The sequence below is a fragment of the Bacillus sp. N447-1 genome (assembly GCF_022701035.1).
In the GTDB taxonomy this organism is placed as follows: domain Bacteria; phylum Bacillota; class Bacilli; order Bacillales; family Bacillaceae_G; genus Bacillus_A; species Bacillus_A cereus.
Genome location: NZ_CP065509.1, coordinates 4,529,520 through 4,553,158, shown reverse-complemented (window position 1 = coordinate 4,553,158; position 23,639 = coordinate 4,529,520). Strand labels below are relative to the sequence as shown.

The following is a 23,639-nucleotide window of genomic DNA, read 5'->3' as shown; positions in this document are numbered from 1 at the left end:
GTGCTGTTTTTTTTATGAATAGTACAAGCTATGCTAAAATAAAAGCAAAATAGGAGTTGGAGGAACAATCATGACAATACAAACATTCAAGTCAACTGATTTTGATGTCTTTACAGTTGATGGTCTCGAAGAACGAATGAGTGCAATTAAAACGAACATTCATCCTAAGCTAGAAGCTTTAGGGGAACAATTTGCAGAATACTTATCCAAACAAACTGATGAGAACTTTTTTTATCATGTTGCAAAACACGCACGCCGCAAAGTCAATCCACCAAACGATACTTGGGTTGCTTTTTCAACAAATAAACGAGGATATAAAATGCTACCGCATTTCCAAATCGGCTTATGGGGTACTCATGCCTTCATATACTTTGGTTTAATCTATGAGTGTCCACAAAAAGTTGAGACGGCTCATGCCTTCTTAGAACATTTAAATGATTTAAAAACAAATATTCCAAATGACTTCGTTTGGTCCATTGACCATACTAAACCAAGTGTGAAATTACATAAAACACTTGAAACCGAAGACTTACAAAAGATGATTGAACGATTAGCTACTGTAAAAAAAGCAGAATTATTAGTTGGTATTCATATATCACCAGAGGAGTTTTCAGCAATGACCAACGAACAATTCCTTGCTAAGATTGAATCTACGATGCAATCACTCCTTCCTTTATATGCACTTTGTAATCGATAGTAGAAAACGGACAATTTATATTGTCCGTTTTTAGTTGTTATCACATTATATCACTTCAGTTTTTATTTTTCAAAATATTTTTTACATTTTTACAAGCTTTTGTTCTTCGACTTCTTTTGCCCTTTGAATAGCACGATATATAGAGTATCCACTTACTTCTTGAAATTCTTTATCAATTTTCTTTTCTTCTGCTTTCGATGGAACAATCTCTTTAAAACGACGATATAAACCCATTAACTCTTCTCTTATAATTCCTTTTTCATAAGCTTTCTCAATCGCTTCATAAAACTTCACCATTGTAACCATTTCCTCATTTGACCAATCATAATCTAACGGATATTGATATTCCATTTTGCACCTCATTTATCATTTCTTCTTGTTTCATTATGCTATCTTAAAGAGAATATTTTATTCTTCATTATAGCCACTCTGCATTATACACTATTTATTCATTTTAATGGAATTGCCTTCCTCTATTCATTAGTTGAGGCTAACTATTAAACATACTCACCTTAAAAGATTTTTTCTATACATCTATAATTATTGGTGATATAATGCTTTTGTTTTATAGAAAATAAAGTAAAGCTACCATCTCAAAAACGATTTTTTGAATGGCAGAAAAACAAGCCTTATTCTAAAAAGGGCTACACTTTTTTAGAGCAGGATTATATAAAACAAATTACACTAAATATTATGAAGAAGAAGGGGTGTATAGATTGTCCCAATACGAAACACCATTGTTTACCGCTTTAGTTGAGCACAGTAAGCGAAATCCAATTCAATTCCATATTCCTGGTCATAAAAAAGGACAGGGCATGGATCCTACATTTCGCGAATTTATTGGGCATAATGCATTAGCAATTGATTTAATTAATATTGCGCCACTCGATGATTTACATCATCCAAAAGGTATGATTAAAGAAGCACAAGATTTAGCAGCAGCCGCATTCGGTGCAGATCATACTTTCTTTTCTATTCAAGGTACAAGTGGCGCTATTATGACAATGGTGATGAGCGTTTGCGGTCCTGGTGACAAAATCCTAGTACCACGAAACGTGCATAAATCAGTAATGTCAGCTATTATTTTCTCAGGTGCAAAACCGATTTTCATGCATCCTGAAATCGATCCGAAGCTCGGTATTTCTCATGGAATCACAATTCAATCTGTCAAAAAAGCACTTGAAGAGCACTCAGATGCAAAGGGCTTACTTGTTATTAACCCAACGTACTTTGGGTTTGCTGCAGACTTAGAACAGATTGTACAATTAGCACATTCTTATGACATCCCTGTACTAGTCGACGAAGCTCATGGTGTTCATATTCATTTTCACGATGAATTACCTATGTCAGCGATGCAAGCTGGTGCGGATATGGCAGCAACAAGTGTTCACAAATTAGGAGGCTCTTTAACTCAAAGTTCTATTCTTAATGTGAAAGAAGGCTTAGTGAATGTAAAGCATGTCCAATCTATTATTAGCATGCTTACAACCACATCAACTTCTTACATCTTGTTAGCATCCCTTGATGTTGCGAGAAAACGTCTTGCTACAGAAGGAACAGCACTCATAGAACAAACAATACAATTAGCTGAGCATGTTCGTGATGCCATAAATTCTATTGAGCATCTTTACTGTCCTGGAAAAGAAATGTTAGGTACAGATGCTACCTTTAACTATGATCCTACAAAGATAATTGTATCTGTAAAAGATTTAGGTATTACCGGCCACCAAGCTGAAGTATGGCTTAGAGAGCAATATAACATTGAAGTAGAACTCTCAGATCTATACAACATACTATGTCTTATCACTTTGGGAGATACAGAAAGTGATACAAATACACTTATTGCAGCATTACAAGATTTAGCAGCAACATTTAGAAATAGGGCAGATAAAGGTGTTCAAGTACAAGTAGAGATTCCAGAAATTCCAGTGCTAGCACTTTCTCCTCGAGATGCTTTTTATTCGGAAACAGAAGTCATTCCATTTGAAAATGCAGCGGGTCGTATTATAGCTGATTTTGTTATGGTTTATCCGCCAGGGATTCCAATCTTTACTCCGGGGGAAATTATTACACAAGAAAACTTAGAGTATATTCGTAAAAACTTAGAAGCAGGTTTACCTGTACAAGGTCCTGAAGATATGACATTACAAACATTACGTGTTATTAAAGAGTACAAGCCTATCAGTTGATAGGCTTTTTTTTCACCTTTTTTCCTTTTCTTCATACGATACTTAAGAATGTAACGTATAGGTGGGGATACTATTATGATTGTAATAGGCCGTTCTATTGTACATCCTTATATTACAAATGAATACGAGCCATTTGCAGCAGAGAAACAACAAATTTTATCAATAATGGCAGGAAATCAAGAAGTTTATTCCTTCCGAACAGCTGATGAACTCAGCTTTGATCTCAATTTACGAGTTAATATTATTATCTCTGCACTAGAGCTTTTTCAAAGTGGATTTCAGTTTCGTACATTTCAGCAATCCTTTTGCAACCCCCAGTATTGGAAAAGAACGTCTCTTGGAGGATTCGAGCTTCTTCCAAACATACCACCTTCTATTGCCATACAGGATATTTTCAAAAACGGAAAACTATATGGAACTGAATGCGCAACCGCTATGATCATTATTTTTTATAAAGCTTTACTATCATTGTATGAGGAAGAAACTTTCAATCGTCTATTTGCAAACCTTTTACTTTATACATGGGACTACGACCAAGATCTAAGGCTCATAACAAAAAACGGTGGCGATCTTGTTCCAGGTGACCTCGTTTACTTTAAAAACCCACAAGTAAATCCAGCTACGATTGAATGGCAAGGAGAAAATACAATCTATTTAGGAAATTTCTTTTTTTACGGGCATGGCGTAGGTGTAAAAACAAAAGAAGAAATTATTTATTCATTAAATGAACGACGAGTCCCTTACGCTTTTATTTCAGCTTTCTTGACCGATACTATTACCCGTATCGATAGTCGTATAATGAGCCAATACGCTTCTTCTAGTACACCACAGACCTCCATAAGCTTTATTCCGATTAGGGATGATGCAATCGTTGCAACAGTTGGTCATACAACTACAATTTATTAAAAAAGCGCCTACACATGTAGGCGCTTTTTCTTATTATTAAGCTTTTGTATGTTCTTTATGGTCACATTCGCAATGAGATCCACATTTCCCGTATAGTACTGTTGATTTTTCATCTTCAAAATGTCCAATTGTTCCTTCACACACTTGGCATACGATTGTTCCCATTTTCATTTCCCCCTGAGTTTCAATAGTAATCTATTTATTTATCATTAAGCTTTCGCATTATCTTTTCTAGCACAGTCACAATTTGTTCCGCATTTTCCGTAAAGTACCGTCGTTTTCTCATCTTCAAAATGTCCGATTGTTCCTTCACATACTTGGCATACGATTGTTCCCATTTTTCATTTCCCCCTAAGTTTATGGTCCTAAAAACTTTTAGCTGTCCATTTCCTATCAATTATTGGGCTTTTGTATGCTCTGTGTGATCACATCCGCAAGATCCACATTTCCCGTAAAGTACCGTTACTTTCTCATCTTCGAAGTGTGCAATTGTACCTTCACAATCTTGACATACGATTGTTCCCATTTTTCATTTCCCCCTAAGTTTATAATCCCAAAAACTTTTTGTAACCGCTTAACTTTCTGTCTTTATTTTAATATGTTATACTTTTTACGTCAATAGGTTTTTAGTATAACACATTAAATATTTTAAATTTAAATTAGTATGCGATATTCAAATAAAAAACAGCCATATTTATAAGTACGACTGTTTCACATTAATTATTCTTCATATTCCGCATGTAAAGAAGTTGACGGAACTAGAAATTTGAAAAACTGAGCTAACTCCTTTGCTTCCTCTTCTGATCCTAATTTAAAAATCTCCTGTATATATTGAACATTCTCTACATCATCTCGTCCGAGTAAAGTAGACCTTCCTGTTTGCATACAAACAATGAGCGGCTTTCCAAAAAACATATTTGTATAAATAACACCAAAATCATAACGTGTATCATGTGTCATAAACCCTAAAAATCGTACCTTCACACTTTCATGCTCATCATACAATTTTTCAAACATTGGTTTCCACCTTTCTACATCACGTTTCATTAATAGTATATTAAACAAAACATGTAATACTCCTTTTAATTGTCAAAAAATTCAGTAGGATGTAGAATGATAGTATTCTACTAAGTTAGGGGGAACTTATATGCAACACGCCTTTATTACGCTTGTACCGAAATCCAACCAACAATCAGTTTCAATAGATGATATAAAACAACTTTTTCATTATTATAAAACAGTTACTTCTAAAACTGGTGCCCAAATTAATTACACGTATACAAATACCGCTTTTCCTTATGAAATTTTAGATACATCTACAACAACATTAAAACTTCAATCCAATCACGACCGGTATGACTCAATTTATATTGGTGTTGGTATAGAAAATGAACAATCTTTCATCCAAGTTTCTTTACCACCTAATGCAACATTTGGTGACAAAGGGAAAGCAAATGAATTTTGCCGTTTTTTAGCGAAGAAATTAGAAGGAGAGTTACAATTATTTAATGGACGAACAATGTATTTTTATAAACGCTAATTTAAAAAATAGATAATATGATTAAAAATAATATACAATTCGAACATGTAAGAAATAAAGCTTGCTTTCTTACATGCAATACAAAATATGCTATTACATAGGCTAAATATAGAAATACGAAAAAAGAATAACTTTATAATGAAACTTATCACCATTCGATAATGTTAATACAGTGGAAAAGCCACTCCATAGTAGTAAATGATAAAATATAACATGTAATATTTTCATGGAACCTTCTCCTTTGACATGCTCTATTTTATTAATATATGGGGTACGTTTGAATCAATTACATATTATAGGATGATATATATTACCTTTGAAGTAAGTTAAGCCGGAATCATTTGTTAAAGTATTATATATTCATTCGACAAGTACGTTTAAAGACCTTGCAAGTCATTTGATGAAAATAAAAATAGCCCCTCTCTTACAATAAGAGAAGGGCTATTTACATTACTTAAATTATTTTACAATGTGAATTGGCATTCCAAGAGCAACTTCAGCTGCTTCCATTGTGATTTCACCTAATGTTGGGTGAGCATGGATTGTTTGAGCGATATCTTCAGCTGTCATTCCAGCTTCGATAGCTAAACCAATCTCAGAGATAATATCAGAAGCACCTGCACCTGCAACTTGAGCACCTACAAGAAGACCATCTTCTTTACGTGTTACAAGTTGTAAGAAACCGTCAGTGCTGTTTAATGATAATGCACGACCGTTAGCAGCGAATGGGAACTTAGATACAGTTACAGTCATTCCAGCTTCTTCAGCTTGTTTTTTAGTGTAACCAACAGATGCTAATTCTGGATCAGTGAAGCATACTGCAGGAATTCCGATGTAATCGATAGCTGATGCATGGCCACTAATTGCTTCTACAGCTACTTTACCTTCGTAAGAAGCTTTGTGAGCTAATGGTGGTCCAGGAACGATATCACCGATTGCATAGATGTTTGGTACATTTGTACGACATTGCTCATCGATTTCGATGATGCCGCGGTCAGTCATTTTAACTCCAACTTGCTCAAGACCGATTTCTTGAGTGTTTGGACGACGACCTACAGTTACTAATACGTAATCTGCTTCTACAGTTTGGATTTCACCTTTAACTTCAAAGCTAACTTTTACGCCAGTTTCTGTTTCTTCAACGCCTTTAGCCATAGCTTTTGTATGGATATTTACGTTACCTTTTTTCTGTAGAGCACGTTTAACAACAGAGCTCATAGCTTTTTCGAAACCAGCTAAGATTTCGTCGCCAGCTTCTACTACAGTAACTTCTGTACCGAAGTTAGCATATGCAGTACCTAATTCCATACCGATGTAACCGCCGCCGATTACAACAAGTTTTTTAGGAATTTCAGGTAAGCTTAAAGCACCTGTAGAGTTGATAACACGTTTAGAGTATTTGAATCCTGGAATTTCGATTGGTGTAGAACCAGTTGCAAGAACAGCATTTTTAAACGTATAAGTTTGAGCTGCATCTTCAGTCATAACGCGTAATGTATTAGCATCTACGAAGTAAGCTTCACCGCGAATGATTTCAACTTTGTTACCTTTAAGAAGGCCTTCAACACCGCCAGTTAATTTCTTAACTACGCCGTTTTTCCATTCTTGAACTTTTGTAAAGTCAACTTTTACGTTTTCTGCAGTAATACCCATGTCATCAGAATGCATTGCATTCTCATAACGATGACCTGCATTGATTAACGCTTTTGAAGGAATACATCCAACGTTTAAGCATACGCCACCAAGGTTAGCTTTTTCAATGATTGCTACCTTTTGACCTAATTGTGCTGCACGAATTGCCGCAACGTATCCACCAGGACCTGCACCAACAACGACTGTATCTAATTCAATTGGGAAATCTCCTACTACCATTGTTATTACGCCTCCATTACTAATAATTGTGGGTCATTCAATAGACGTTTAATTTGGTTTAACGCTTTTTGAGCAGTTGCACCGTCAATTAAACGATGGTCAAAGCTTAGAGATAATGCTAATACTGGAGCTGCAACGATCTCACCGTTTTTCACAACTGGTTTTTCAGCGATACGGCCGATACCAAGGATTGCTACTTCTGGGTGGTTGATAACTGGAGTGAACCATTGTCCACCTGCAGAACCAATGTTTGTAATTGTGCAAGAAGCACCTTTCATTTCAGCTGGAGCTAGACGACCTTCACGTGCTTTACCAGCAAGATCATTGATCTCGTTAGAGATTGTGAAGATAGACTTACGATCTGTATCTTTAACAACTGGTACTAATAGACCTTTGTCTGTATCAGCTGCGATACCGATATTGAAGTAATGTTTATGAACTACTTCTTGAGATGCATCGTCTAAAGAAGTGTTTAACATTGGGTATTCACGTAATGCAGATGTTAAAGCTTTAACAACGTACGGAAGGTAAGTTAATTTAATACCTTTGTCAGCTGCTACTGCTTTGAACTTCTTACGGTGAGCAACAAGTTCTGTTACATCTACTTCGTCCATTAATGTTACGTGAGGAGCTGTGTGTTTAGAGTTAACCATTGCTTTCGCAATCGCTTTACGGATACCACTCATTTTCTCACGAGTTTCTGGATATTCACCAGCTGGGATTGGTTGTGCTTTTGGTGCTTCTTCTTTCGCTGCTGCTGGAGTAGCTTCTACTGCTGCTGGAGCCTCAGTTGCTGCTACAGTTTGTCCACCATTTGCAAATGCATCGATGTCAGCTTTTACGATACGGCCATTCTTACCAGTACCAGCTACTTTATGAATGTCTACACCTTTTTCACGAGCGTATTTACGAACAGATGGCATAGCGATTACGCGCTCATTTACTACTTCTGCAGTTGCTGCTGGAGTAGCTTCCGCTGCTGGAGCTTCTACTGCTGCTTCTTCAGCTTTTGGAGCTTCATCATGATCGTCACCTTTAAATTTAAGGTTTTCGTATCCAGGAGCATCAAATTTAATTAATGTATCTCCTACGATTGCAACTGTTCCTTCTTCTACAAGTACTTCAAGTACTTTACCTTTAACAGGAGAAGGGATTTCTACTACTGCTTTATCATTTTGTACTTCAAGAAGTACATCGTCTTCGTTTACTTCATCGCCTGGTTTAATAAACCATTTTACGATTTCACCTTCGTGGATACCTTCACCGATATCTGGTAGTTTAAATTCAAATGCCACGGAATTCAGCCCCCTGATTCATTTCATTATTATGGAATATGTACAAAAGAAACCAGCATGTGCTGATTTCTTTTGCACATGAAAAGCTAAAAATTAGAAGTTCATTACTTTGTTTACAGCTTCAACAATATCTTTGTGGTTTGGTAACCATACGCTCTCTGCTTGAGAGAATGGGAATACTGTATCAGCAGCTGCAACACGTACAACTGGAGCTTCTAAGTTTAAGATTGCACGGTCGTTAATTTCCGCTACAACGTTAGCTGCAATACCAGCTTGTTTTTGAGCTTCTTGAACTACAACTACGCGACCTGTTTTTTCAACAGAAGCGATGATTGTTTCGATATCTAATGGTTGAACTGTACGTAAGTCAACAACCTCTAAAGAGATACCTTCTTTTTCAAGTTCTTCAGCAGCTTTTAATGCAGCGTGAACCATAGCACCGTAAGCGATAACAGATACATCTGTACCTTCACGTTTGATATCAGCTTTACCTAAATCAATTGTGTAATCACCTTCTGGTACCTCTTGACGGAATGAACGGTACAATTTCATATGCTCTAAGTAGATAACTGGATCGTTGTCACGAATCGCAGAGATTAAAAGACCTTTAGCATCGTATGGAGTAGATGGAATAACAACTTTTAGACCAGGTTGTTGAGCCACTAATCCTTCTAAGCTATCAGCATGAAGTTCAGGAGTATGAACACCACCACCGAATGGAGAACGAACTGTTACTGGAGCAGTCCAACGTCCACCAGAACGGTAACGCATACGAGCTAATTGACCAGAAATTGAATCCATTACTTCATAAACGAAACCGAAGAATTGGATTTCTGGAACTGGACGGAATCCTTCAAGTGCAAGACCAACTGCAAGTCCACCAATACCAGACTCTGCAAGTGGAGTATCCATTACACGATCTTCACCAAATTCAGCTTGTAAACCTTCAGTAGCACGGAATACACCGCCGTTTACACCAACGTCTTCACCAAATACAAGTACGTTAGGGTCATTTTTCATTTCAACGCGTAAAGCATCAGTGATTGCTTGAATCATTGTCATTTGAGCCATGGCTTACTTCGACTCCTTTTCTTTGTAGATTTCATATTGTTCAGCTAAGTTGTAAGGCATTTTTTCGTACATGATTTCCATTAAATCAGTTACTTTTTGTTTTGGAGCTTGGTCAGCCTTAGCAATTGCTTGTTTGATATCTTCTTTTGCTTCTTCGATTACTGTCTCTTCAACTTCTTGAGACCATAGGCCTTTAGCTTCTAAGAACTTACGGAAGCGTACGATTGGGTCTTTTTGTTCCCATTCGTTTTCGATATCTTTTGTACGGTAACGAGTTGGGTCATCACCAGCCATTGTATGTGGACCGTAACGGAATGTTAAAGTCTCGATTAAAGTAGGGCCTTCGCCATTTACTGCGCGCTCACGAGCGAAAGCAGTTGCTGCGTATACAGCTAATGGATCCATACCGTCTACTTGAATTCCGTAAATACCTGCTGCTACTGCTTTTTGTGCTACAGTTTTAGCTGCAGATTGCTTTTCTACTGGAGTAGAGATTGCATAACGGTTGTTTTGAACAACGAAGATTGCTGGAGCTTTGAATGCACCTGCAAAGTTCATACCTTCGTAGAAGTCACCTTGTGAAGCACCACCGTCACCAGTGTAAGTAATTGCAACAGATTTTTTACCACGTAGTTTCATACCTAACGCAACACCAGCAGTTTGGATGATTTGCGCACCGATAATGATCTGTGGAGCTAATGCATTTACATTCTCAGGCATTTGGTTACCCATGAAGTGTCCACGAGAGAATAAGAATGCTTGGTATAATGGTAATCCGTGCCATACTAATTGTGGTACATCACGGTATCCTGGTAAGATGAAGTCTTCTGCTTCAAGTGCGAAATGACTTGCTAATTGAGAAGCTTCTTGTCCAGCTGTAGGTGCGTAGAAACCTAAACGTCCTTGACGGTTTAAAGAAATAGAACGTTGATCTAATACGCGAGTATACACCATACGACGCATTAATTCTTTTAATTGATCATCAGATAATTCAGGCATAGCTGCTTCATTCACAACTTCACCGTTTTCATTTAAAATTTGTAATGTTTCAAATTGAGCTGCGATAGCTTTCATTTGCTCATCAACATTAAATAGGGTCTTTTTTGTTTTAGTACCCATTCCGTTCACCTCTTCCTCTCTTGAACCATATTCTGAAACGCTTTCACTGGCTATTTTCCAGTTTAAAAAGCGCAACGATGTAAACCAACATGTTTGTATGTCGGTTGAGAATAATTTTGTGTACCTAACAATCTGTACTAATGTTTTTTCAGAAACATATTAATACAATCTTGATCACGTTTTTTAGTTTACAACTATTCTAATTACGATGTCAATTACTTTGAATACGTTTTTTTATAAATAATATGCAGGTTTCTACTACACAAACGTGTTTTTATTTTTACATCTGTATTAGTAAGCATTGACCTACTGTTATATTATTCCCTTTTTCACTTATTTTTCTCTTAGAATAATATGTAAACGATTTAATTCTCTTTAGTTTTTCTCTCTTCGTAACAAAAATATACAAACTACTCTTCCTTTTTTAGGTAAATACCTATACATTTCTACCCTCTCTTCCATACATTATAGTAACCGCAGTATTAGCGGGAAATGATAAAGGAGGTCATCTCATGTACGGATACTCATATTGCTATCCAACTTGTTCATATCCTTCCTACGGTTATGGCGGTTCTTGTGGCGGGTCTGGACGCGGCTTCGCCTTAATCGTTGTGTTGTTTATTCTTTTAATTATCGTTGGTGCTGCTTGCATTCGCTAATTGTAAAACGAAACAACTATGGAAAGAAAAAGACGGCTTTGCCGTCTTTTTCTGTTTACCACATACATAACTACTCTATAATAGAACGATTTCCAAAATGCCTTCCCTTTCTTGCCGATGACTTTTTCCATCTCCTTTGGTAGACTAAAGAGGAAAGGAGAGATTACATATGCTTACAATGAAAGATGTTATTCGCGAAGGAGATCCTATTTTGCGCAACGTTGCAGAAGAGGTGTCCTTACCGGCAAGCGAAGAAGATACAACTACCTTAAAAGAAATGATTGAATTCGTAATAAATAGCCAAGATCCTGAAATGGCTGAAAAATATAGTTTACGCCCTGGAATCGGATTAGCGGCTCCGCAAATTGGTGTTTCAAAAAAAATGATTGCAGTTCATGTAACCGATGCGGATGGTACATTATATAGCCATGCATTATTCAATCCAAAAATCATTAGCCATTCTGTTGAACGTACATATTTACAGGGTGGTGAAGGCTGTCTATCTGTAGACCGCGAAGTACCTGGTTATGTTCCTCGTTATACAAGAATTACAGTAAAAGCAACTTCTATTAACGGAGAAGAAGTAAAATTACGTTTAAAAGGTTTACCAGCAATCGTATTTCAGCACGAGATTGACCATTTAAATGGCGTTATGTTCTATGACCATATCAATAAAGAAAATCCTTTTGCCGCTCCTGATGATTCCAAACCTCTAGAGCGATAATAATAAAAAGGCGGAAGTTAATCTTCCGCCTTTTTATTATGAAATGGGTTCCATATTCAGTTATAGCAATCCAGCCCACTTTAGTCCATGATATATACCGTCTTCATTAACATCCTTTGTCACATGATTTGCAAGTTTTTTCAAGTCTTCATGGCCATTTCCCATCACAATACCTGTGCCAACGGCTTCGATCATTTCTAAATCATTTAAGCCATCTCCAAATGCATACACTTGATCACGATTAAAACCTAACTTTTCAATGTATTTCTCAATTCCTTTTGCCTTAGAACCACCATTCGGAATGATATCCATTGAATATGCATGCCAACGAATAAAATGAAAATCTGGATAATGATTAATAAACTTTTCCTCTTCATTTACTTCACAAAAAAGTAGTGTTTGATAAATATTACGTTCCTCATAAAAATTAGGCTCATATGCTGGATGCTCAAAGTTTAAGCTTCCAAAGCCTTCTTTCACATAATCATGATATTCCACTGATGCTCTCATATCTTGATGGTCAAGATATACAAGTGGATATCCTTCTTGTTTTGCAAACTGAGTAAACTTATGTAAAGCATCTGGATGTAACGGATTATTAAATATTACCTCATCTTCAAAGACAACATATTGTCCATTAAAACTAACATAATTATGTATATCAAGTTCCTTACGAATATCTTCGAACATAAATGGCGCGCGCCCTGTCGCAATTGCTACATGTACACCTTTTTCTTGTAACTGTTTTACTGCATCTCGTGTAGATTGCGGAATTTTTTTATCATGATCTAATAATGTTCCATCAATATCAAAAAAGACAATTTTATCATTCATTTGTCAAAATCCTTTCTGGCACTCTATATTCCTATTTTGAATATCACTTTTCAAATTCTAAAAAAAAGTATAACATATTAAACATCTGTGAAGAAAGCGTTCCCTTTCTGACCTTATTTGTAAACTTTGCATATATATATTAGTAAAACATGTGGATACTTGTTCGTATGAATTTTCTTTTCCATTCTTCCTCATACTATACCTATAACTAACGGCTACTAATCGTTACTATAGAATAACTTTCACTGTATGGGAAAGGACAAGATTCACCATTCACTTTTGTCCTATCTCTTATATCAGAGATAGAGTTTTCACTAGTAATAGGCATGTTTAAAATAAGGAAAGGAAGGAGTAATCATGCTGAAGAAGCTGAAGAAAAAGCTCAAGCGTTATTTAAATGGTCTAGTCCGTAAAAAGACAGTCGCTTAAATTGTGCCCATTTCGGGCTTTTTCTTCATTCTCATTCGAAAAAACATGAAAATCGTGACTGTTTGCTTTATAATAAGTAACAGATAATGCAAAACATAGACAAGGAGAGGTTTTCCAAATGATTTTTAAAGTATTTTATCAAGAAAAATTAACTGAGGTTCCAGTACGTGAAAATACAAAAGTTTTATATTTAGAGGCTACGTCTGAAAAGGATGTTCGTACAAAATTAAATAAGTTCGCATATAATATCGAGTTTGTTCAGTCTGTTACTGGCGCTCATCTTGAATATGAAAAAGAAAACGCTGATTTAACATTAGCGGAAATCGTATAGCGATATGAAATTTCTAAAAAACGACCAAGTTGCTGTATTTGCTCTCGGTGGGCTTGGTGAAATCGGTAAAAATACATACGCTGTTCAATTTCAAGATGAAATTATTATAATTGATGCTGGAATTAAATTTCCAGAGGACGAACTTCTCGGAATCGATTATGTAATACCAGACTACACTTATTTTGTGCGAAACGAAGATAAAATTAAAGGGTTATTCATTACACATGGTCACGAAGATCATATCGGCGGAATCCCTTACCTATTACGTCAAGTGAACATTCCAATTTACGGCGGAAAATTAGCAATTGCACTCATCAAAAACAAATTAGAAGAACACGGCTTACTTCGTAAAGCAAAACTTTACGAGATTCAAGAAGATGACGTTATTAAATTCAAAAAAACGTCTGTATCCTTCTTCCGTACAACTCACAGTATTCCAGATTCGTACGGCGTTGTTGTGAAAACACCTCAAGGTCAAGTCGTTCATACAGGTGACTTCAAATTTGACTTCACACCAGTTGGTGAACCAGCTGATTTAACAAAAATGGCTGAAATCGGTAAAGATGGCGTACTATGTCTATTATCTGATAGTACGAACAGTGAAGTTCCAAACTTTACTATGTCTGAGCGTCGCGTTGGTGATAGCATTCAAGACATTTTCCGTAAAGTAGAAGGACGGATTATATTCGCAACCTTTGCATCAAATATTCACCGCTTACAACAAGTTGTTGAAGCTGCTGTTGAAAACAACCGTAAAGTAGCTGTGTTTGGTCGAAGTATGGAAGCAGCGATTGAAATTGGACAAAACCTTGGTTATATTCGTTGCCCGAAAGATACATTCATAGATGCATCTCAACTAAACCGCTTACCAGCTAATAAAGTTGTTATTTTATGTACAGGTAGTCAAGGTGAACCGATGGCAGCACTTTCACGTATTGCAAACGGTACACACCGCCAAATTCAAATTATTCCTGGAGATACAGTTGTTTTCTCTTCTTCACCAATTCCAGGAAATACAATTAGCGTAAGTCGTACAATTAACATGTTGTACCGCGCTGGCGCTGATGTAATTCATGGGAAACTTTCAAATATCCATACAAGTGGACACGGTGGACAAGAAGAACAAAAGTTAATGTTACGTCTAATTAAACCGAAGTACTTCATGCCAATTCATGGTGAATATCGTATGCAGCGTATGCACATGAACATAGCAAATGATTGTGGCATCCCTGAAGAAAATTGCTTCATTATGGATAATGGCGATGTTCTTGCTTTACGTTCGGATGAAGCTAGCGTAGCTGGAAAAATCCCATCTGGTTCGGTCTACATTGATGGAAACGGTATTGGAGATATTGGCAATATCGTATTACGCGATCGTCGTATCCTTTCTGAAGAAGGACTTGTAATTGTAGTTGTAAGCATTGATATGAAAGAATTTAAAGTTGCAGCAGGACCTGATATCATCTCACGCGGTTTCGTTTACATGCGTGAAAGTAGCGATTTAATCAATGATGCACAAACATTAATTACAACTCATTTAGAAAAAGTAATGGAGCGTAAAACAACACAATGGTCTGAAATTAAAAATGAAATTACAGACACATTAGCTCCATTCCTATATGAGAAAACGAAACGTCGTCCAATGATTTTACCAATCATTATGGAAATATAAGAAAAAGGACAATGCCATGAAGGCATTGTCCTTTTCTTTTCTCTTATCTTAAAAAGTGTTTAAATCGATCCACTTCATCGTCATGACCAATGACAATTAATATATCTCCTGCTTGAATATTCTCCGTAGCTCGAGGGGATACGATAACTTCTTTGCCTCGTTTAATTGCTACAATATTCAATCCAAACTTCGCACGAATATCTAATTCAATTAAAGAGTGCCCATCAATTTTTTTATTCGCAATAATCTCTACAATACTATGCTCATCTGAAAGCTCAAGGTAGTCTAGCACATTGCTTGATGCAATATTATTAGCAATCCTTTTTCCCATATCACGTTCTGGATGCACAATATGATCTGCACCTATTTTACTTAATACTTTTTCATGATAATCATTTTGAGCTTTTACAGTAATATTTTTTACACCCAACTCTTTCAAAATCAAAGTCGTTAAAATACTTGAATTTAAATTATCTCCAATAGCAACGACTACGTGATCAAAATTTCGAATACCAAGGCTTTTTAATACCATCTCATCTGTTGAATCTGCAATTACAGCATGCGAAGCTATATTTGCAAATTCATTAATTTTATCCTCATCTGAATCGATTGCCATTACTTCCATTCCTAATTGAGCTAGTTCTCGGCAAATACTTCCACCAAAGCGACCAAGTCCAATGACAGCAAATTCTTTTTCTTTCTCACCCACGGGAATTCCTCCAATAACTTCAAGTACTATTTATTTTCAGTGTAACACACTTTATATGCGTCACAAAAACTGTAATTAGCTCTTATTTTTGTTTTTGTATATAAAAATATTGTTGCAAGTAAAAAGCGATACCAACAAGTAGCATAGCAAATACAAATATATTTCCAAAAGAACTAAATGTTTCAAAAACGAATAATAATGTTTCTTGACCAAAAAAGGCAAATAGAAGCTGTGTGAATGCAAATAACAACGCCCATATGTAATGATGTTGATGGAATAAATAATGCGTTGCACCTAAAAAAGCAATAAACGAAAAGATAAAGATCCACCAATTTTCTAAAAATAGTTGCCAATTAGAAAATTGATATCCATTTACTAATATCGCAATAAGCGCGATAACTACCATCGTCGGCACACTCCAAAATAATGCCCGTCCTCTAAAGAAACGAGTGCCTTTAACATCTCCTTTTTCATGTGCAATATATGTTAGTACTACTGTGCTTATATACAAAACAGAAAGAATTGTTAAAACGATAATAAGCCAAAAATGTAATTGATAATATTCATGCTCTATATTTGTCACGATTGCAGCTAACATGCACGGAATTAACATTCCCGTCCAACCATCTACTTTTCTTTCATTCCAAAAGACCGTATTACCAATCCTTATTCCTAACAACATAAAAATAATGATACCCAATACAAATAACGTAGTTTTATTCCCTACTAAACTCGTTGAGAAAGCAATTAATCCAATAAATAAAAAGAGCACAAACCCATTCATAATTTCTAGTACAGGTGATAAATATCTCTTCACCCATTTGTATGTTTCGTCATATTCATTATTATCTACTAGACGATAGGCATAAAAACTTATCCCAAAATAAACCGCCGCAATAATAACGTACGCATATAAGACGAAACATAAAATCGCACTGCTAATTTGCACGTAATTCCCCACCCTTTTTTCTATGTTTCACATTGATTTTACACACTTTTCATACTAAAAGTAAACATATATAAGTTAGTCAAATAATTAATAATGAGCAGTGGCTAAACCCCCTGCTCATTATTAAAACAGTACAATTAACTTTAATTCTTCCATTTGTATGTCAATGTCTAAAATCAATCTATACGAGCGTTACTTACACCTCAGAACAAAAAGTTTTTTGGAACCTTCAAGAAAGTGGAAGTTTTATTTTCTATTCCCTTTCCACTTTACATATTGGCTTAAAAATGTAATTGCCTTTTCAATCACTTCTTCGTCTGGTTTTAATTTTGCATGATGTAAACCATATTCTGAATTTACTCCAAGCCAAAACATAAATCCAGGGATTTCTCGAAGCATATAACCAAAATCTTCACCCGTCATTGCCTCAGTACATGTAATAACATTCATATCAGTTTGTTTATGTACAAATTCCATAAACTCTCTCGTTAACTCTTCATGGTTATATACTTGATGATACATTGCTCCGTAATCTATAATCGCCTCACACTGGAAAGAAGCTTCGATGCCTGCAACAATTGACTCAATTCTGCTTTTCACACGCTTCATTGATTCCACTGATAATGTTCGAATCGTTCCTTCTAAACGAGATTTTTCTGCAATAATATTTTGAACCGTACCACCAGTAATTTTCCCGATTGTAATTACTGCACTATCAAGAGGATTTACATTGCGACTAATAACGGATTGAAGCTGTGTAACAAGATGACTCGCTGCAACAATCATGTCATTTGCAGTATGTGGATAGGCAGCATGGCCACCTTTCCCTTTTAAATCAATATATAATTCTGAAGTATTGGCAAATAACAGTCCTTCTTTCGTTGCAATTGTCCCCACAGCGTATTCTGGTGCAATATGAAGACCAAGAATTATATTTGGTTTCCATTCTTTTAACTCTTCACTTTCTAACATAGGAAGAGCACCGCCTGGTCCTTCTTCTGCTGGCTGGAATAGAAATACAAGGTCATCATCTATTCTTTCGCTCACAGCTTTCGTTAGAAGGCCTAAACCGATTGTTGTATGTACATCATGGCCACATGCATGCATCATTCCTTCATGAATAGAAGCAAACTCGTATCCAGTTTCCTCTGTAATTGGTAAACCGTCTATATCTGCACGATAACCTATTATTTTTTCGGGATTTTTTCCATTTACTTTAACGATTACACCCGTTTTCCATGTCTTCACTTCCACAAATTCATGAGAAAGTGTTCCTATATAATCTAAAATATACTGTTGTGTTTTCCATTCCTTAAATCCGATTTCTGGAATTCTATGTAGATCTCTACGAATTTGGACAAATTTGCTTACTGTCATTTTTGCACCTCTATCTATAAAAAGCGTAAGAGCCCATTTACGCTCTTACGCTTTTTTTACTTTTTATTTCTCTGGGTTTAATTGACGAAGCTCTTGTTTAATTTCTGTTTTTGCTTTTGTCTTCTCATCAATTTCTTTAATTACACGTGCTGGAGTACCTGCAACAACTGTGTATGGAGGCACATCTTCTGTTACAACAGCTCCCGCTGCTACAACTGCACCTTTACCTACTGTAACACCCTCTAAAACAACTACATTTGCACCGATTACTACATCATCTTCAACGATAACTGGTTTTGCAGAAGGTGGCTCAATAACACCTGCAAGTACAGCACCTGCACCTACGTGACAGTTTTTACCGACTGTTGCACGTCCACCAAGTACTGCGTTCATGTCGATCATAGAACCTTCACCAATTACAGCACCAATGTTAATTGTTGCATTCATCATAATTACAGCGTTGTCACCAATTTCAACATGGTCACGAATAATAGCACCTGGCTCGATGCGAGCTTTAATACCTTTTAAATCAAGCATTGGGATTGCAGAATTACGACGATCGTTTTCTACAACGTAGTCAACGATGTGCTTATTATTCTCATCAAGAATTGTCTTAATTTCAGACCATTCTCCGAATAATACACCTGATTTTTTATTCACAAATGCTTGTACTGTTTCAGGGAATGTTACTTCTTTTAAATCCCCTTTTATGTATACCTTTACAGGAGTTTTCTTTTCACTTTTTTGAATAAACGAAATAATTTCGTTAGCGTCCATCATTTTCATTCTTGTTGCCTCCTAAATCCATTTATAATGTTACTCTACCAAACGAAAGAGCGAGTAGCAAGATAATAATCTTATTTTCCCCTTTGAATTTCTTCTATAATTTCTAAAAATGCTTGTACTTGCTTCAACTGCCTTGCCGAGTCACTTGTTAACAACCATGTTTCTCTCGTCAGTTGAACAGGTGTTTTATACATATTTTCCTGTACTTCCTTTAAAACAGTAGAAGGTAAAAGGGCATAACCTATACCATTTAAAACAAGTTGTTTACATGTTTCAATTTGGTCAACTACAATCGTTCGCTTAGGCGGATTAGAAAATAAACCATACCACCAATTTTGTATTTGTCCATAATAAGTCGAGTCACTTTTAAATTGAATGAACGGCCTATTTGTTTCTTTTAACATCGAAATATCTTTTATTTCTTTATCAACTAAATACAGTTCATCTTCAAATAATTGTTGCTTCTGACCTTTATATTCTTGTGTTCCCCTCAGTATAGCAACATGCACGTCTCCTTCATAAAACTGCTTTTGCACTTCACTACTCCATCCAGTAAACAGCGATATCTTTACAGAAGGATATTTATGCACAAACTTTTTCAAAACAGGAGGGAGCCAATATTGACCAATAACTGATGCAACAGCTATTTTTAACGTTCCATGAGTTTCCGTTCTGAAAACAGCCAGCTCACTTTTTATATCTTCTTCCCTTTGCAACATTTCTTTGGCATAATTTGCAACTTTTTCCCCTTCAGGTGTAATTGTCAATCCTTTTTGTGAGCGAATAAAAAACTTCATTCCCCATTGTTTCTCCATAGATTGTAATCGTTGACTCAGCGCAGGTTGGGAAACAAATAAACGTTCCGCCGCTTTTCTCATATTTGATTCCTGAGCTAACACAACCATCATTTGAAAATCATCAATTTGCAACTTTCTCCCTCTTTCCTTAGCTTCCATACACCTTATTTCAATAAGCTTTTCATCCTTAATTTACCCGAATGCTTTCATTCAGAAAATACAATTGTCCAGCACAAACTTTCCTTATGTTTTATGTCTTTTTAAATATAATACATACACAAGTGATATGCACGAAAAAAAAGTGACTTCTTCGTTTCTATGAAGTCACTTTTTTCACTTTATCGATTATGTTGCCTTACTTTCTTATTCAACAATTTTAAAATAGCCCGACGTGTTAAAATCCCCTCAAAATAGCCTTCTTCATTAACAGCGCAAATAAAAGGATGATCAATTGTCATTTCTAAAGCCTTTGCAAATGAATCGTCTAATTTAAGAACAGGTATATCTTCTTTCATCACCTGCTCTACTTTCATATCATCGAGCCTTTCAAACTCAATACGTTCTAATCCTAACATACCATCTAATATCATGGCAGTACTAATCAAACCATGTAGTTTATACATTGGATCTAAGACAGGTATCGCTGAATATCCAGATTTTACAAGAACGAGTAAAGCATGTTCTAAACTATTTCCAATTTGGACATGAGCTACTTTTTCCGATGAAATCATTAAATCCTTCACAAGAATTTGTTGAAATTCGTCTTTCGGAATACTAATCATATTACATCCCCCATTTTCCCTTTTTCCTGCTTATGTTCACAACTCTATTCACATTTTATGACAGCGTTTTCATATTATTATTTTGTCCTAAATTTATTTCAATAAAAATACAATCACACAGCTATTTTAGCATACCGCACAAAAAAAAGACTACCATTCCGGTAGCGCTTAATACCCTTTATTTTTTAATCTGTAAAATAACCTTGTGATTTTTTTATATTGCATCACATCTGTCTGTTTCAAACCATTCTCAATATCTGTAAGTTCCACAGCTAAAATTTCACTTGCGTAATTTTGCTGAAATAAAATATCTAGTAGTAAACTTTCTTCTTCCTTCGTTAAAACAACTTCCCTTTGCATATACCCCTCTCCTTACACTCGCATCGTTACTCTTATTATATAAAAAATTCAACCTATTTAATAGATGTAATATTCAGTTTTCGTTTAAAGATATGTAACAATCGTACACATACAAAAAAATCATTTCGTATATCGATTTGCATAGCTAAACGCCGCATAAGCATCCGGCTTAATTTTTGCAGTTAATCCCATCGCCCGAATTTTTTCTGTCATATCTAAAATAAATTCTTTTGTTAAGCCATCATTCCCAATGTCTAAATGAATTTCCATTATGAATCCAGCCCCATCTTGAGCATAAGGATGCAATAACTCCCATATTGTTTGTATATGAGTAGGCGTAAATAGACATGCGATTTCTTGACTAAACTGCGTTTCTAAATATATTTTCTCACGTAAGGTCGCTGGCTTATCTTTTACTGATTTATGGTGTAAACAACCCCAGGCACCTTTTCCAACACGATGAATATGGATTGCTGTAATAAACCTCGTATCCTTTTGATGCGCTTGCGAGTCTGTCCCAATGGATAATCGATACAAATTTCGCGGATCCTTTTCAATGAAACTACAAATACGGTTAAAGACCATATCAAAATTTAAATGTCTCTCTGAAACATTGTAAAATTTATGTGCACCGTCCACAGAGTCACGTCCTTTCAATTAGACAGACTTTTCGTATTCTCATTGTATGGGACAAAAACTAAAATTATAACTTCCTATCCTTTATTCGTTTCAATATTTCGAATTACAAAGTGACAAACTTGGCACGTATAAATTACATTTTGATTAGATTGAGCCGTTAATACATGAATAATCTCAGCAGAACTTTGACAATTAGGACAAATCACAACTGGTAAACGTTCCATACGATAACCTCCTAGTTATATTTCTCCCGCTATTTGCAAAACCCAGCGATAGTGAGAAGTTTAGCTTCACATATTCACCCGGTTGACGGGACTAATTATCCACATGGATAAGCAAACTTGCACGGATTAAATTTTCATTTTAATACCATTGTAGGAAAAATAAAAAACTTCTATACATTATGCTAGAAAGTAATAGAACTAAAAAAGGTACTGCCATGTGGCAGTACCTTTTTTATATGTATCAAGAAATGATATCGTAAATCTCAATTGCAACCATGTCGATATTATCGAATTGATATACTTGAGGTTTTTCACCTTGTTGATACACTTCTAACTCATACATTTCACTTTTATCGAAAAATTTCACGCTACATTTGCGCTCACCGTTCACTTCAAAATAGCGTTGTGCTACTTCACCGCTTTCAGCTTGTTCTTGTAGACTAACAAGTCGAGTTAAAATTCCTTGGAGTAGAGACATGAAATCTCTCCTTTCTCTGATCTTCCTACCAATAGGTTTTACAGCTATACTCATTCTATCCGTCATAACAGAAAAAATGTTCCACACTCTAGGATAAAGGTTATTGGCCAGAAACTCAACTAAAAATTTGTCGAAATGCGAAGGAAAAAACAGAAAGAACATATTTCTCCTTCATTATTGCGGTTTTTATACTGGAAGAATATAATAAAAAACAGAAAAAAGGAGGAATTACAATGAAAAAAATTGAGGTTTATACACAACCCGATTGTCCGCCATGTGTTATTGTAAAAGAATTTTTGAAGCATAATAACGTTGCATATGAAGAATTTGACGTAAAAAAAGACGCTGCTGCTCGCAATCGTCTTTTAAACGACTATGATTCCTATTCAACTCCAACAGTCGTAATTGATGGCGAAGTAGTTGCAGGTTTTCAAATTGAAAAGTTACAACAACTGCTCAATATAGAATAGGAATAGGAATAGGTAAATACCTATTCCTATTCTTATCCCGCTGTTTGTAGGTAGTAAAACTCCCACTAATTAAAAGTTTCACTTTATAATTGTTGCAACCTTTTTATTTCAGTTAAAAGTTCCTGACTTTCATGATATCCTGCTAACTTCCATTTATCTTGATCCCTTTTCAATGTTACAATTTGATATTGTCCACTTTTTGTCCGCTCGTATACATATAAATTTTTATGTTCTTCATCATACGACATTTTCGTTTCTGAATTAAAAGAAAACGGTGCTTCTTTTGCCGGAAGTAAATATTCACCACTTTGTTTATCACTTCTGCTATTTTCATCTGTAAATACTTGAAGGAAATTATCTGTAAAATACGGTGATAACGTCTCTATCATCTTATTCATCGGCAAATGCTTCCCACGAATTGAAAACTGGGTTTCATAGCCTTTTTGTATCGTTGTAAATACTTCTTTCCGATCGACTTCCACTTCCTCTTTTCCTAAAACAGTCGTAACACTATAACCAACTAGAAAGGCAACACATACAAATAGAACAAGCCATATTCCATATTTCCTCATTTTTTCACCTTCCTTTTAAAAGAACTTGTCTTTGTAGTATTCATTGTAACAATGATTATGCAAAGAAAGGACAGATTTCGTTCGTAAAATCTTTACAACGATAGACAGCATTTTCATCACCATTTTCACTATTACCAATTTATGATAAAAACAAACAA

Annotated in this window: 30 protein-coding genes and 1 pseudogene; 9 read left to right on the top strand and 22 right to left on the bottom strand. The window is 35.6% G+C overall.

The window, feature by feature from the left end:
• Positions 1 to 70: 70 nt before the first annotated feature.
• Entirely contained in the window at positions 71 to 697 is a 627-nt protein-coding gene (locus IQ781_RS23335; RefSeq protein ID WP_000155317.1) for a YktB family protein, read from the top strand.
• Positions 698 to 778: 81 nt separating this feature from the next.
• On the opposite strand, the gene IQ781_RS23330 is transcribed toward IQ781_RS23335, so the two are convergent.
• Entirely contained in the window at positions 779 to 1,048 is a 270-nt protein-coding gene (locus IQ781_RS23330) for a UPF0223 family protein (RefSeq protein WP_000456562.1), read from the bottom strand.
• A 365-nt stretch (positions 1,049 to 1,413) separates the two neighbouring features.
• On the opposite strand from IQ781_RS23330, the gene speA reads away from it, so the two are divergent.
• Positions 1,414 to 2,886: an arginine decarboxylase gene (gene speA / locus IQ781_RS23325; RefSeq protein ID WP_000084899.1), complete on the top strand. Its 1,473-nt coding sequence runs from the start codon at positions 1,414 to 1,416 to the stop codon at positions 2,884 to 2,886.
• A 75-nt stretch (positions 2,887 to 2,961) separates the two neighbouring features.
• Positions 2,962 to 3,792, top strand: a complete 831-nt coding sequence (locus tag IQ781_RS23320; RefSeq protein ID WP_000635337.1) for a protein-glutamine gamma-glutamyltransferase — start codon at positions 2,962 to 2,964, stop codon at positions 3,790 to 3,792.
• Positions 3,793 to 3,828: 36 nt separating this feature from the next.
• Here IQ781_RS23320 and IQ781_RS23315 read toward each other — a convergent pair whose 3' ends face one another.
• The 4 genes from IQ781_RS23315 to IQ781_RS23300 form a co-directional block, all read right to left on the bottom strand.
• The gene (locus tag IQ781_RS23315; RefSeq protein ID WP_000536796.1) at positions 3,829 to 3,957 is read right to left on the bottom strand and encodes a GapA-binding peptide SR1P; all 129 of its coding nucleotides are present in this window, start codon (positions 3,955 to 3,957) and stop codon (positions 3,829 to 3,831) included.
• Between the two features lie 44 nt (positions 3,958 to 4,001).
• Positions 4,002 to 4,130 carry a GapA-binding peptide SR1P gene (locus IQ781_RS23310; RefSeq protein WP_000536803.1) on the bottom strand — a complete coding sequence of 43 codons (129 nt, stop codon included), beginning with the start codon at positions 4,128 to 4,130 and terminating at the stop codon, positions 4,002 to 4,004.
• A gap of 59 nt (positions 4,131 to 4,189) precedes the next feature.
• Positions 4,190 to 4,318 carry a GapA-binding peptide SR1P gene (locus IQ781_RS23305; protein WP_000536778.1) on the bottom strand — a complete coding sequence of 43 codons (129 nt, stop codon included), beginning with the start codon at positions 4,316 to 4,318 and terminating at the stop codon, positions 4,190 to 4,192.
• Positions 4,319 to 4,512: 194 nt separating this feature from the next.
• Positions 4,513 to 4,809, bottom strand: coding sequence for a DUF3055 domain-containing protein (locus IQ781_RS23300; RefSeq protein WP_000462038.1), 297 nt, complete (start codon positions 4,807 to 4,809; stop codon positions 4,513 to 4,515).
• 130 nt (positions 4,810 to 4,939) lie between these two features.
• Here IQ781_RS23300 and IQ781_RS23295 point away from each other — a divergent pair, with 130 nt between their 5' ends.
• Positions 4,940 to 5,332 carry a DUF1885 family protein gene (locus IQ781_RS23295; protein ID WP_001163299.1) on the top strand — a complete coding sequence of 131 codons (393 nt, stop codon included), beginning with the start codon at positions 4,940 to 4,942 and terminating at the stop codon, positions 5,330 to 5,332.
• A 1-nt stretch (position 5,333) separates the two neighbouring features.
• On the opposite strand, the pseudogene IQ781_RS23290 reads toward IQ781_RS23295, so the two are convergent.
• The 5 genes and pseudogenes from IQ781_RS23290 to pdhA all read right to left on the bottom strand — a co-directional run bounded on the left by IQ781_RS23290 (position 5,334) and on the right by pdhA (position 10,689).
• Positions 5,334 to 5,560: pseudogene (locus tag IQ781_RS23290) on the bottom strand (hypothetical protein).
• A gap of 231 nt (positions 5,561 to 5,791) precedes the next feature.
• Positions 5,792 to 7,204, bottom strand: coding sequence for a dihydrolipoyl dehydrogenase (gene lpdA, locus IQ781_RS23285; protein ID WP_000260104.1), 1,413 nt, complete (start codon positions 7,202 to 7,204; stop codon positions 5,792 to 5,794).
• 5 nt (positions 7,205 to 7,209) lie between these two features.
• Positions 7,210 to 8,499, bottom strand: coding sequence for a pyruvate dehydrogenase complex dihydrolipoyllysine-residue acetyltransferase (pdhC, locus tag IQ781_RS23280; RefSeq protein WP_000863419.1), 1,290 nt, complete (start codon positions 8,497 to 8,499; stop codon positions 7,210 to 7,212).
• A 93-nt stretch (positions 8,500 to 8,592) separates the two neighbouring features.
• A complete protein-coding gene (pdhB, locus tag IQ781_RS23275; RefSeq protein WP_000068168.1) occupies positions 8,593 to 9,570 on the bottom strand; it encodes a pyruvate dehydrogenase complex E1 component subunit beta in 978 nt (325 codons plus the stop codon).
• A gap of 3 nt (positions 9,571 to 9,573) precedes the next feature.
• Positions 9,574 to 10,689, bottom strand: a complete 1,116-nt coding sequence (gene pdhA / locus IQ781_RS23270; protein ID WP_000536895.1) for a pyruvate dehydrogenase E1 component subunit alpha — start codon at positions 10,687 to 10,689, stop codon at positions 9,574 to 9,576.
• 512 nt (positions 10,690 to 11,201) lie between these two features.
• On the opposite strand from pdhA, the gene IQ781_RS23265 reads away from it, so the two are divergent.
• Complete coding sequence (locus IQ781_RS23265) at positions 11,202 to 11,348, top strand: YjcZ family sporulation protein (protein ID WP_000274562.1); 147 nt, start codon at positions 11,202 to 11,204, stop codon at positions 11,346 to 11,348.
• A 169-nt stretch (positions 11,349 to 11,517) separates the two neighbouring features.
• A complete protein-coding gene (gene def, locus IQ781_RS23260) occupies positions 11,518 to 12,072 on the top strand; it encodes a peptide deformylase (RefSeq protein WP_000957048.1) in 555 nt (184 codons plus the stop codon).
• Positions 12,073 to 12,132: 60 nt separating this feature from the next.
• On the opposite strand, the gene IQ781_RS23255 is transcribed toward def, so the two are convergent.
• The gene (locus IQ781_RS23255) at positions 12,133 to 12,906 is read right to left on the bottom strand and encodes a Cof-type HAD-IIB family hydrolase (protein ID WP_000998268.1); all 774 of its coding nucleotides are present in this window, start codon (positions 12,904 to 12,906) and stop codon (positions 12,133 to 12,135) included.
• Between the two features lie 547 nt (positions 12,907 to 13,453).
• Here IQ781_RS23255 and IQ781_RS23250 point away from each other — a divergent pair.
• Positions 13,454 to 13,666 (top strand): DNA-dependent RNA polymerase subunit epsilon, encoded by a 213-nt coding sequence (locus IQ781_RS23250; protein ID WP_000576435.1) that lies wholly within the window; start codon positions 13,454 to 13,456, stop codon positions 13,664 to 13,666.
• A 4-nt stretch (positions 13,667 to 13,670) separates the two neighbouring features.
• Positions 13,671 to 15,338 (top strand): ribonuclease J1, encoded by a 1,668-nt coding sequence (rnjA, locus tag IQ781_RS23245; protein WP_000670377.1) that lies wholly within the window; start codon positions 13,671 to 13,673, stop codon positions 15,336 to 15,338.
• 43 nt (positions 15,339 to 15,381) lie between these two features.
• Here rnjA and IQ781_RS23240 read toward each other — a convergent pair whose 3' ends face one another.
• The 10 genes from IQ781_RS23240 to IQ781_RS23195 form a co-directional block, all read right to left on the bottom strand.
• Positions 15,382 to 16,047 carry a potassium channel family protein gene (locus IQ781_RS23240; protein WP_000504032.1) on the bottom strand — a complete coding sequence of 222 codons (666 nt, stop codon included), beginning with the start codon at positions 16,045 to 16,047 and terminating at the stop codon, positions 15,382 to 15,384.
• Positions 16,048 to 16,129: 82 nt separating this feature from the next.
• Entirely contained in the window at positions 16,130 to 16,996 is an 867-nt protein-coding gene (locus IQ781_RS23235) for a cytochrome c oxidase assembly protein (RefSeq protein ID WP_001167324.1), read from the bottom strand.
• Positions 16,997 to 17,242: 246 nt separating this feature from the next.
• A complete protein-coding gene (locus tag IQ781_RS23230; protein WP_000218672.1) occupies positions 17,243 to 18,373 on the bottom strand; it encodes an N-acetyldiaminopimelate deacetylase in 1,131 nt (376 codons plus the stop codon).
• Between the two features lie 63 nt (positions 18,374 to 18,436).
• Positions 18,437 to 19,159, bottom strand: a complete 723-nt coding sequence (gene dapD / locus IQ781_RS23225) for a 2,3,4,5-tetrahydropyridine-2,6-dicarboxylate N-acetyltransferase (protein WP_000783241.1) — start codon at positions 19,157 to 19,159, stop codon at positions 18,437 to 18,439.
• Positions 19,160 to 19,230: 71 nt separating this feature from the next.
• The gene (locus tag IQ781_RS23220) at positions 19,231 to 20,115 is read right to left on the bottom strand and encodes a transcriptional regulator CcpC (RefSeq protein WP_002026259.1); all 885 of its coding nucleotides are present in this window, start codon (positions 20,113 to 20,115) and stop codon (positions 19,231 to 19,233) included.
• 179 nt (positions 20,116 to 20,294) lie between these two features.
• Positions 20,295 to 20,738: a cyclic-di-AMP-binding protein CbpB gene (gene cbpB, locus IQ781_RS23215; RefSeq protein WP_000623579.1), complete on the bottom strand. Its 444-nt coding sequence runs from the start codon at positions 20,736 to 20,738 to the stop codon at positions 20,295 to 20,297.
• Between the two features lie 168 nt (positions 20,739 to 20,906).
• Complete coding sequence (abbA, locus tag IQ781_RS23210; RefSeq protein WP_001188692.1) at positions 20,907 to 21,098, bottom strand: antirepressor AbbA; 192 nt, start codon at positions 21,096 to 21,098, stop codon at positions 20,907 to 20,909.
• Positions 21,099 to 21,218: 120 nt separating this feature from the next.
• Positions 21,219 to 21,737 carry a ribonuclease H-like YkuK family protein gene (locus IQ781_RS23205; RefSeq protein WP_000348488.1) on the bottom strand — a complete coding sequence of 173 codons (519 nt, stop codon included), beginning with the start codon at positions 21,735 to 21,737 and terminating at the stop codon, positions 21,219 to 21,221.
• A 74-nt stretch (positions 21,738 to 21,811) separates the two neighbouring features.
• Entirely contained in the window at positions 21,812 to 21,961 is a 150-nt protein-coding gene (locus IQ781_RS23200) for a hypothetical protein (RefSeq protein WP_000440540.1), read from the bottom strand.
• Positions 21,962 to 22,202: 241 nt separating this feature from the next.
• Entirely contained in the window at positions 22,203 to 22,439 is a 237-nt protein-coding gene (locus tag IQ781_RS23195) for a YkuJ family protein (RefSeq protein WP_000055151.1), read from the bottom strand.
• A gap of 233 nt (positions 22,440 to 22,672) precedes the next feature.
• Here IQ781_RS23195 and IQ781_RS23190 point away from each other — a divergent pair, with 233 nt between their 5' ends.
• A complete protein-coding gene (locus IQ781_RS23190; protein WP_000717873.1) occupies positions 22,673 to 22,909 on the top strand; it encodes a glutaredoxin family protein in 237 nt (78 codons plus the stop codon).
• 83 nt (positions 22,910 to 22,992) lie between these two features.
• Here IQ781_RS23190 and IQ781_RS23185 read toward each other — a convergent pair whose 3' ends face one another.
• Complete coding sequence (locus IQ781_RS23185) at positions 22,993 to 23,481, bottom strand: DUF3993 domain-containing protein (protein WP_001233804.1); 489 nt, start codon at positions 23,479 to 23,481, stop codon at positions 22,993 to 22,995.
• Positions 23,482 to 23,639 lie beyond the last annotated feature (158 nt).

Excerpts from the sequence above, each read along its gene's own strand:
- IQ781_RS23335 (WP_000155317.1), top strand. The coding sequence starts at position 71 with ATGACAATACAAACATTCAAGTCAACTGATTTTGATGTCTTTACAGTT.
- IQ781_RS23330 (WP_000456562.1), bottom strand. The coding sequence starts at position 1,048 with ATGGAATATCAATATCCGTTAGATTATGATTGGTCAAATGAGGAAATG.
- IQ781_RS23320 (WP_000635337.1), top strand. The coding sequence starts at position 2,962 with ATGATTGTAATAGGCCGTTCTATTGTACATCCTTATATTACAAATGAA.
- IQ781_RS23315 (WP_000536796.1), bottom strand. The coding sequence starts at position 3,957 with ATGGGAACAATCGTATGCCAAGTGTGTGAAGGAACAATTGGACATTTT.
- IQ781_RS23310 (WP_000536803.1), bottom strand. The coding sequence starts at position 4,130 with ATGGGAACAATCGTATGCCAAGTATGTGAAGGAACAATCGGACATTTT.
- IQ781_RS23305 (WP_000536778.1), bottom strand. The coding sequence starts at position 4,318 with ATGGGAACAATCGTATGTCAAGATTGTGAAGGTACAATTGCACACTTC.
- IQ781_RS23300 (WP_000462038.1), bottom strand. The coding sequence starts at position 4,809 with ATGTTTGAAAAATTGTATGATGAGCATGAAAGTGTGAAGGTACGATTT.
- IQ781_RS23295 (WP_001163299.1), top strand. The coding sequence starts at position 4,940 with ATGCAACACGCCTTTATTACGCTTGTACCGAAATCCAACCAACAATCA.
- lpdA (WP_000260104.1), bottom strand. The coding sequence starts at position 7,204 with ATGGTAGTAGGAGATTTCCCAATTGAATTAGATACAGTCGTTGTTGGT.
- pdhB (WP_000068168.1), bottom strand. The coding sequence starts at position 9,570 with ATGGCTCAAATGACAATGATTCAAGCAATCACTGATGCTTTACGCGTT.
- pdhA (WP_000536895.1), bottom strand. The coding sequence starts at position 10,689 with ATGGGTACTAAAACAAAAAAGACCCTATTTAATGTTGATGAGCAAATG.
- IQ781_RS23265 (WP_000274562.1), top strand. The coding sequence starts at position 11,202 with ATGTACGGATACTCATATTGCTATCCAACTTGTTCATATCCTTCCTAC.
- def (WP_000957048.1), top strand. The coding sequence starts at position 11,518 with ATGCTTACAATGAAAGATGTTATTCGCGAAGGAGATCCTATTTTGCGC.
- IQ781_RS23255 (WP_000998268.1), bottom strand. The coding sequence starts at position 12,906 with ATGAATGATAAAATTGTCTTTTTTGATATTGATGGAACATTATTAGAT.
- IQ781_RS23250 (WP_000576435.1), top strand. The coding sequence starts at position 13,454 with ATGATTTTTAAAGTATTTTATCAAGAAAAATTAACTGAGGTTCCAGTA.
- rnjA (WP_000670377.1), top strand. The coding sequence starts at position 13,671 with ATGAAATTTCTAAAAAACGACCAAGTTGCTGTATTTGCTCTCGGTGGG.
- IQ781_RS23230 (WP_000218672.1), bottom strand. The coding sequence starts at position 18,373 with ATGACAGTAAGCAAATTTGTCCAAATTCGTAGAGATCTACATAGAATT.
- dapD (WP_000783241.1), bottom strand. The coding sequence starts at position 19,159 with ATGAAAATGATGGACGCTAACGAAATTATTTCGTTTATTCAAAAAAGT.
- IQ781_RS23220 (WP_002026259.1), bottom strand. The coding sequence starts at position 20,115 with ATGGAAGCTAAGGAAAGAGGGAGAAAGTTGCAAATTGATGATTTTCAA.
- cbpB (WP_000623579.1), bottom strand. The coding sequence starts at position 20,738 with ATGATTAGTATTCCGAAAGACGAATTTCAACAAATTCTTGTGAAGGAT.
- abbA (WP_001188692.1), bottom strand. The coding sequence starts at position 21,098 with ATGCAAAGGGAAGTTGTTTTAACGAAGGAAGAAGAAAGTTTACTACTA.
- IQ781_RS23200 (WP_000440540.1), bottom strand. The coding sequence starts at position 21,961 with ATGGAACGTTTACCAGTTGTGATTTGTCCTAATTGTCAAAGTTCTGCT.
- IQ781_RS23195 (WP_000055151.1), bottom strand. The coding sequence starts at position 22,439 with ATGTCTCTACTCCAAGGAATTTTAACTCGACTTGTTAGTCTACAAGAA.
- IQ781_RS23190 (WP_000717873.1), top strand. The coding sequence starts at position 22,673 with ATGAAAAAAATTGAGGTTTATACACAACCCGATTGTCCGCCATGTGTT.
- IQ781_RS23185 (WP_001233804.1), bottom strand. The coding sequence starts at position 23,481 with ATGAGGAAATATGGAATATGGCTTGTTCTATTTGTATGTGTTGCCTTT.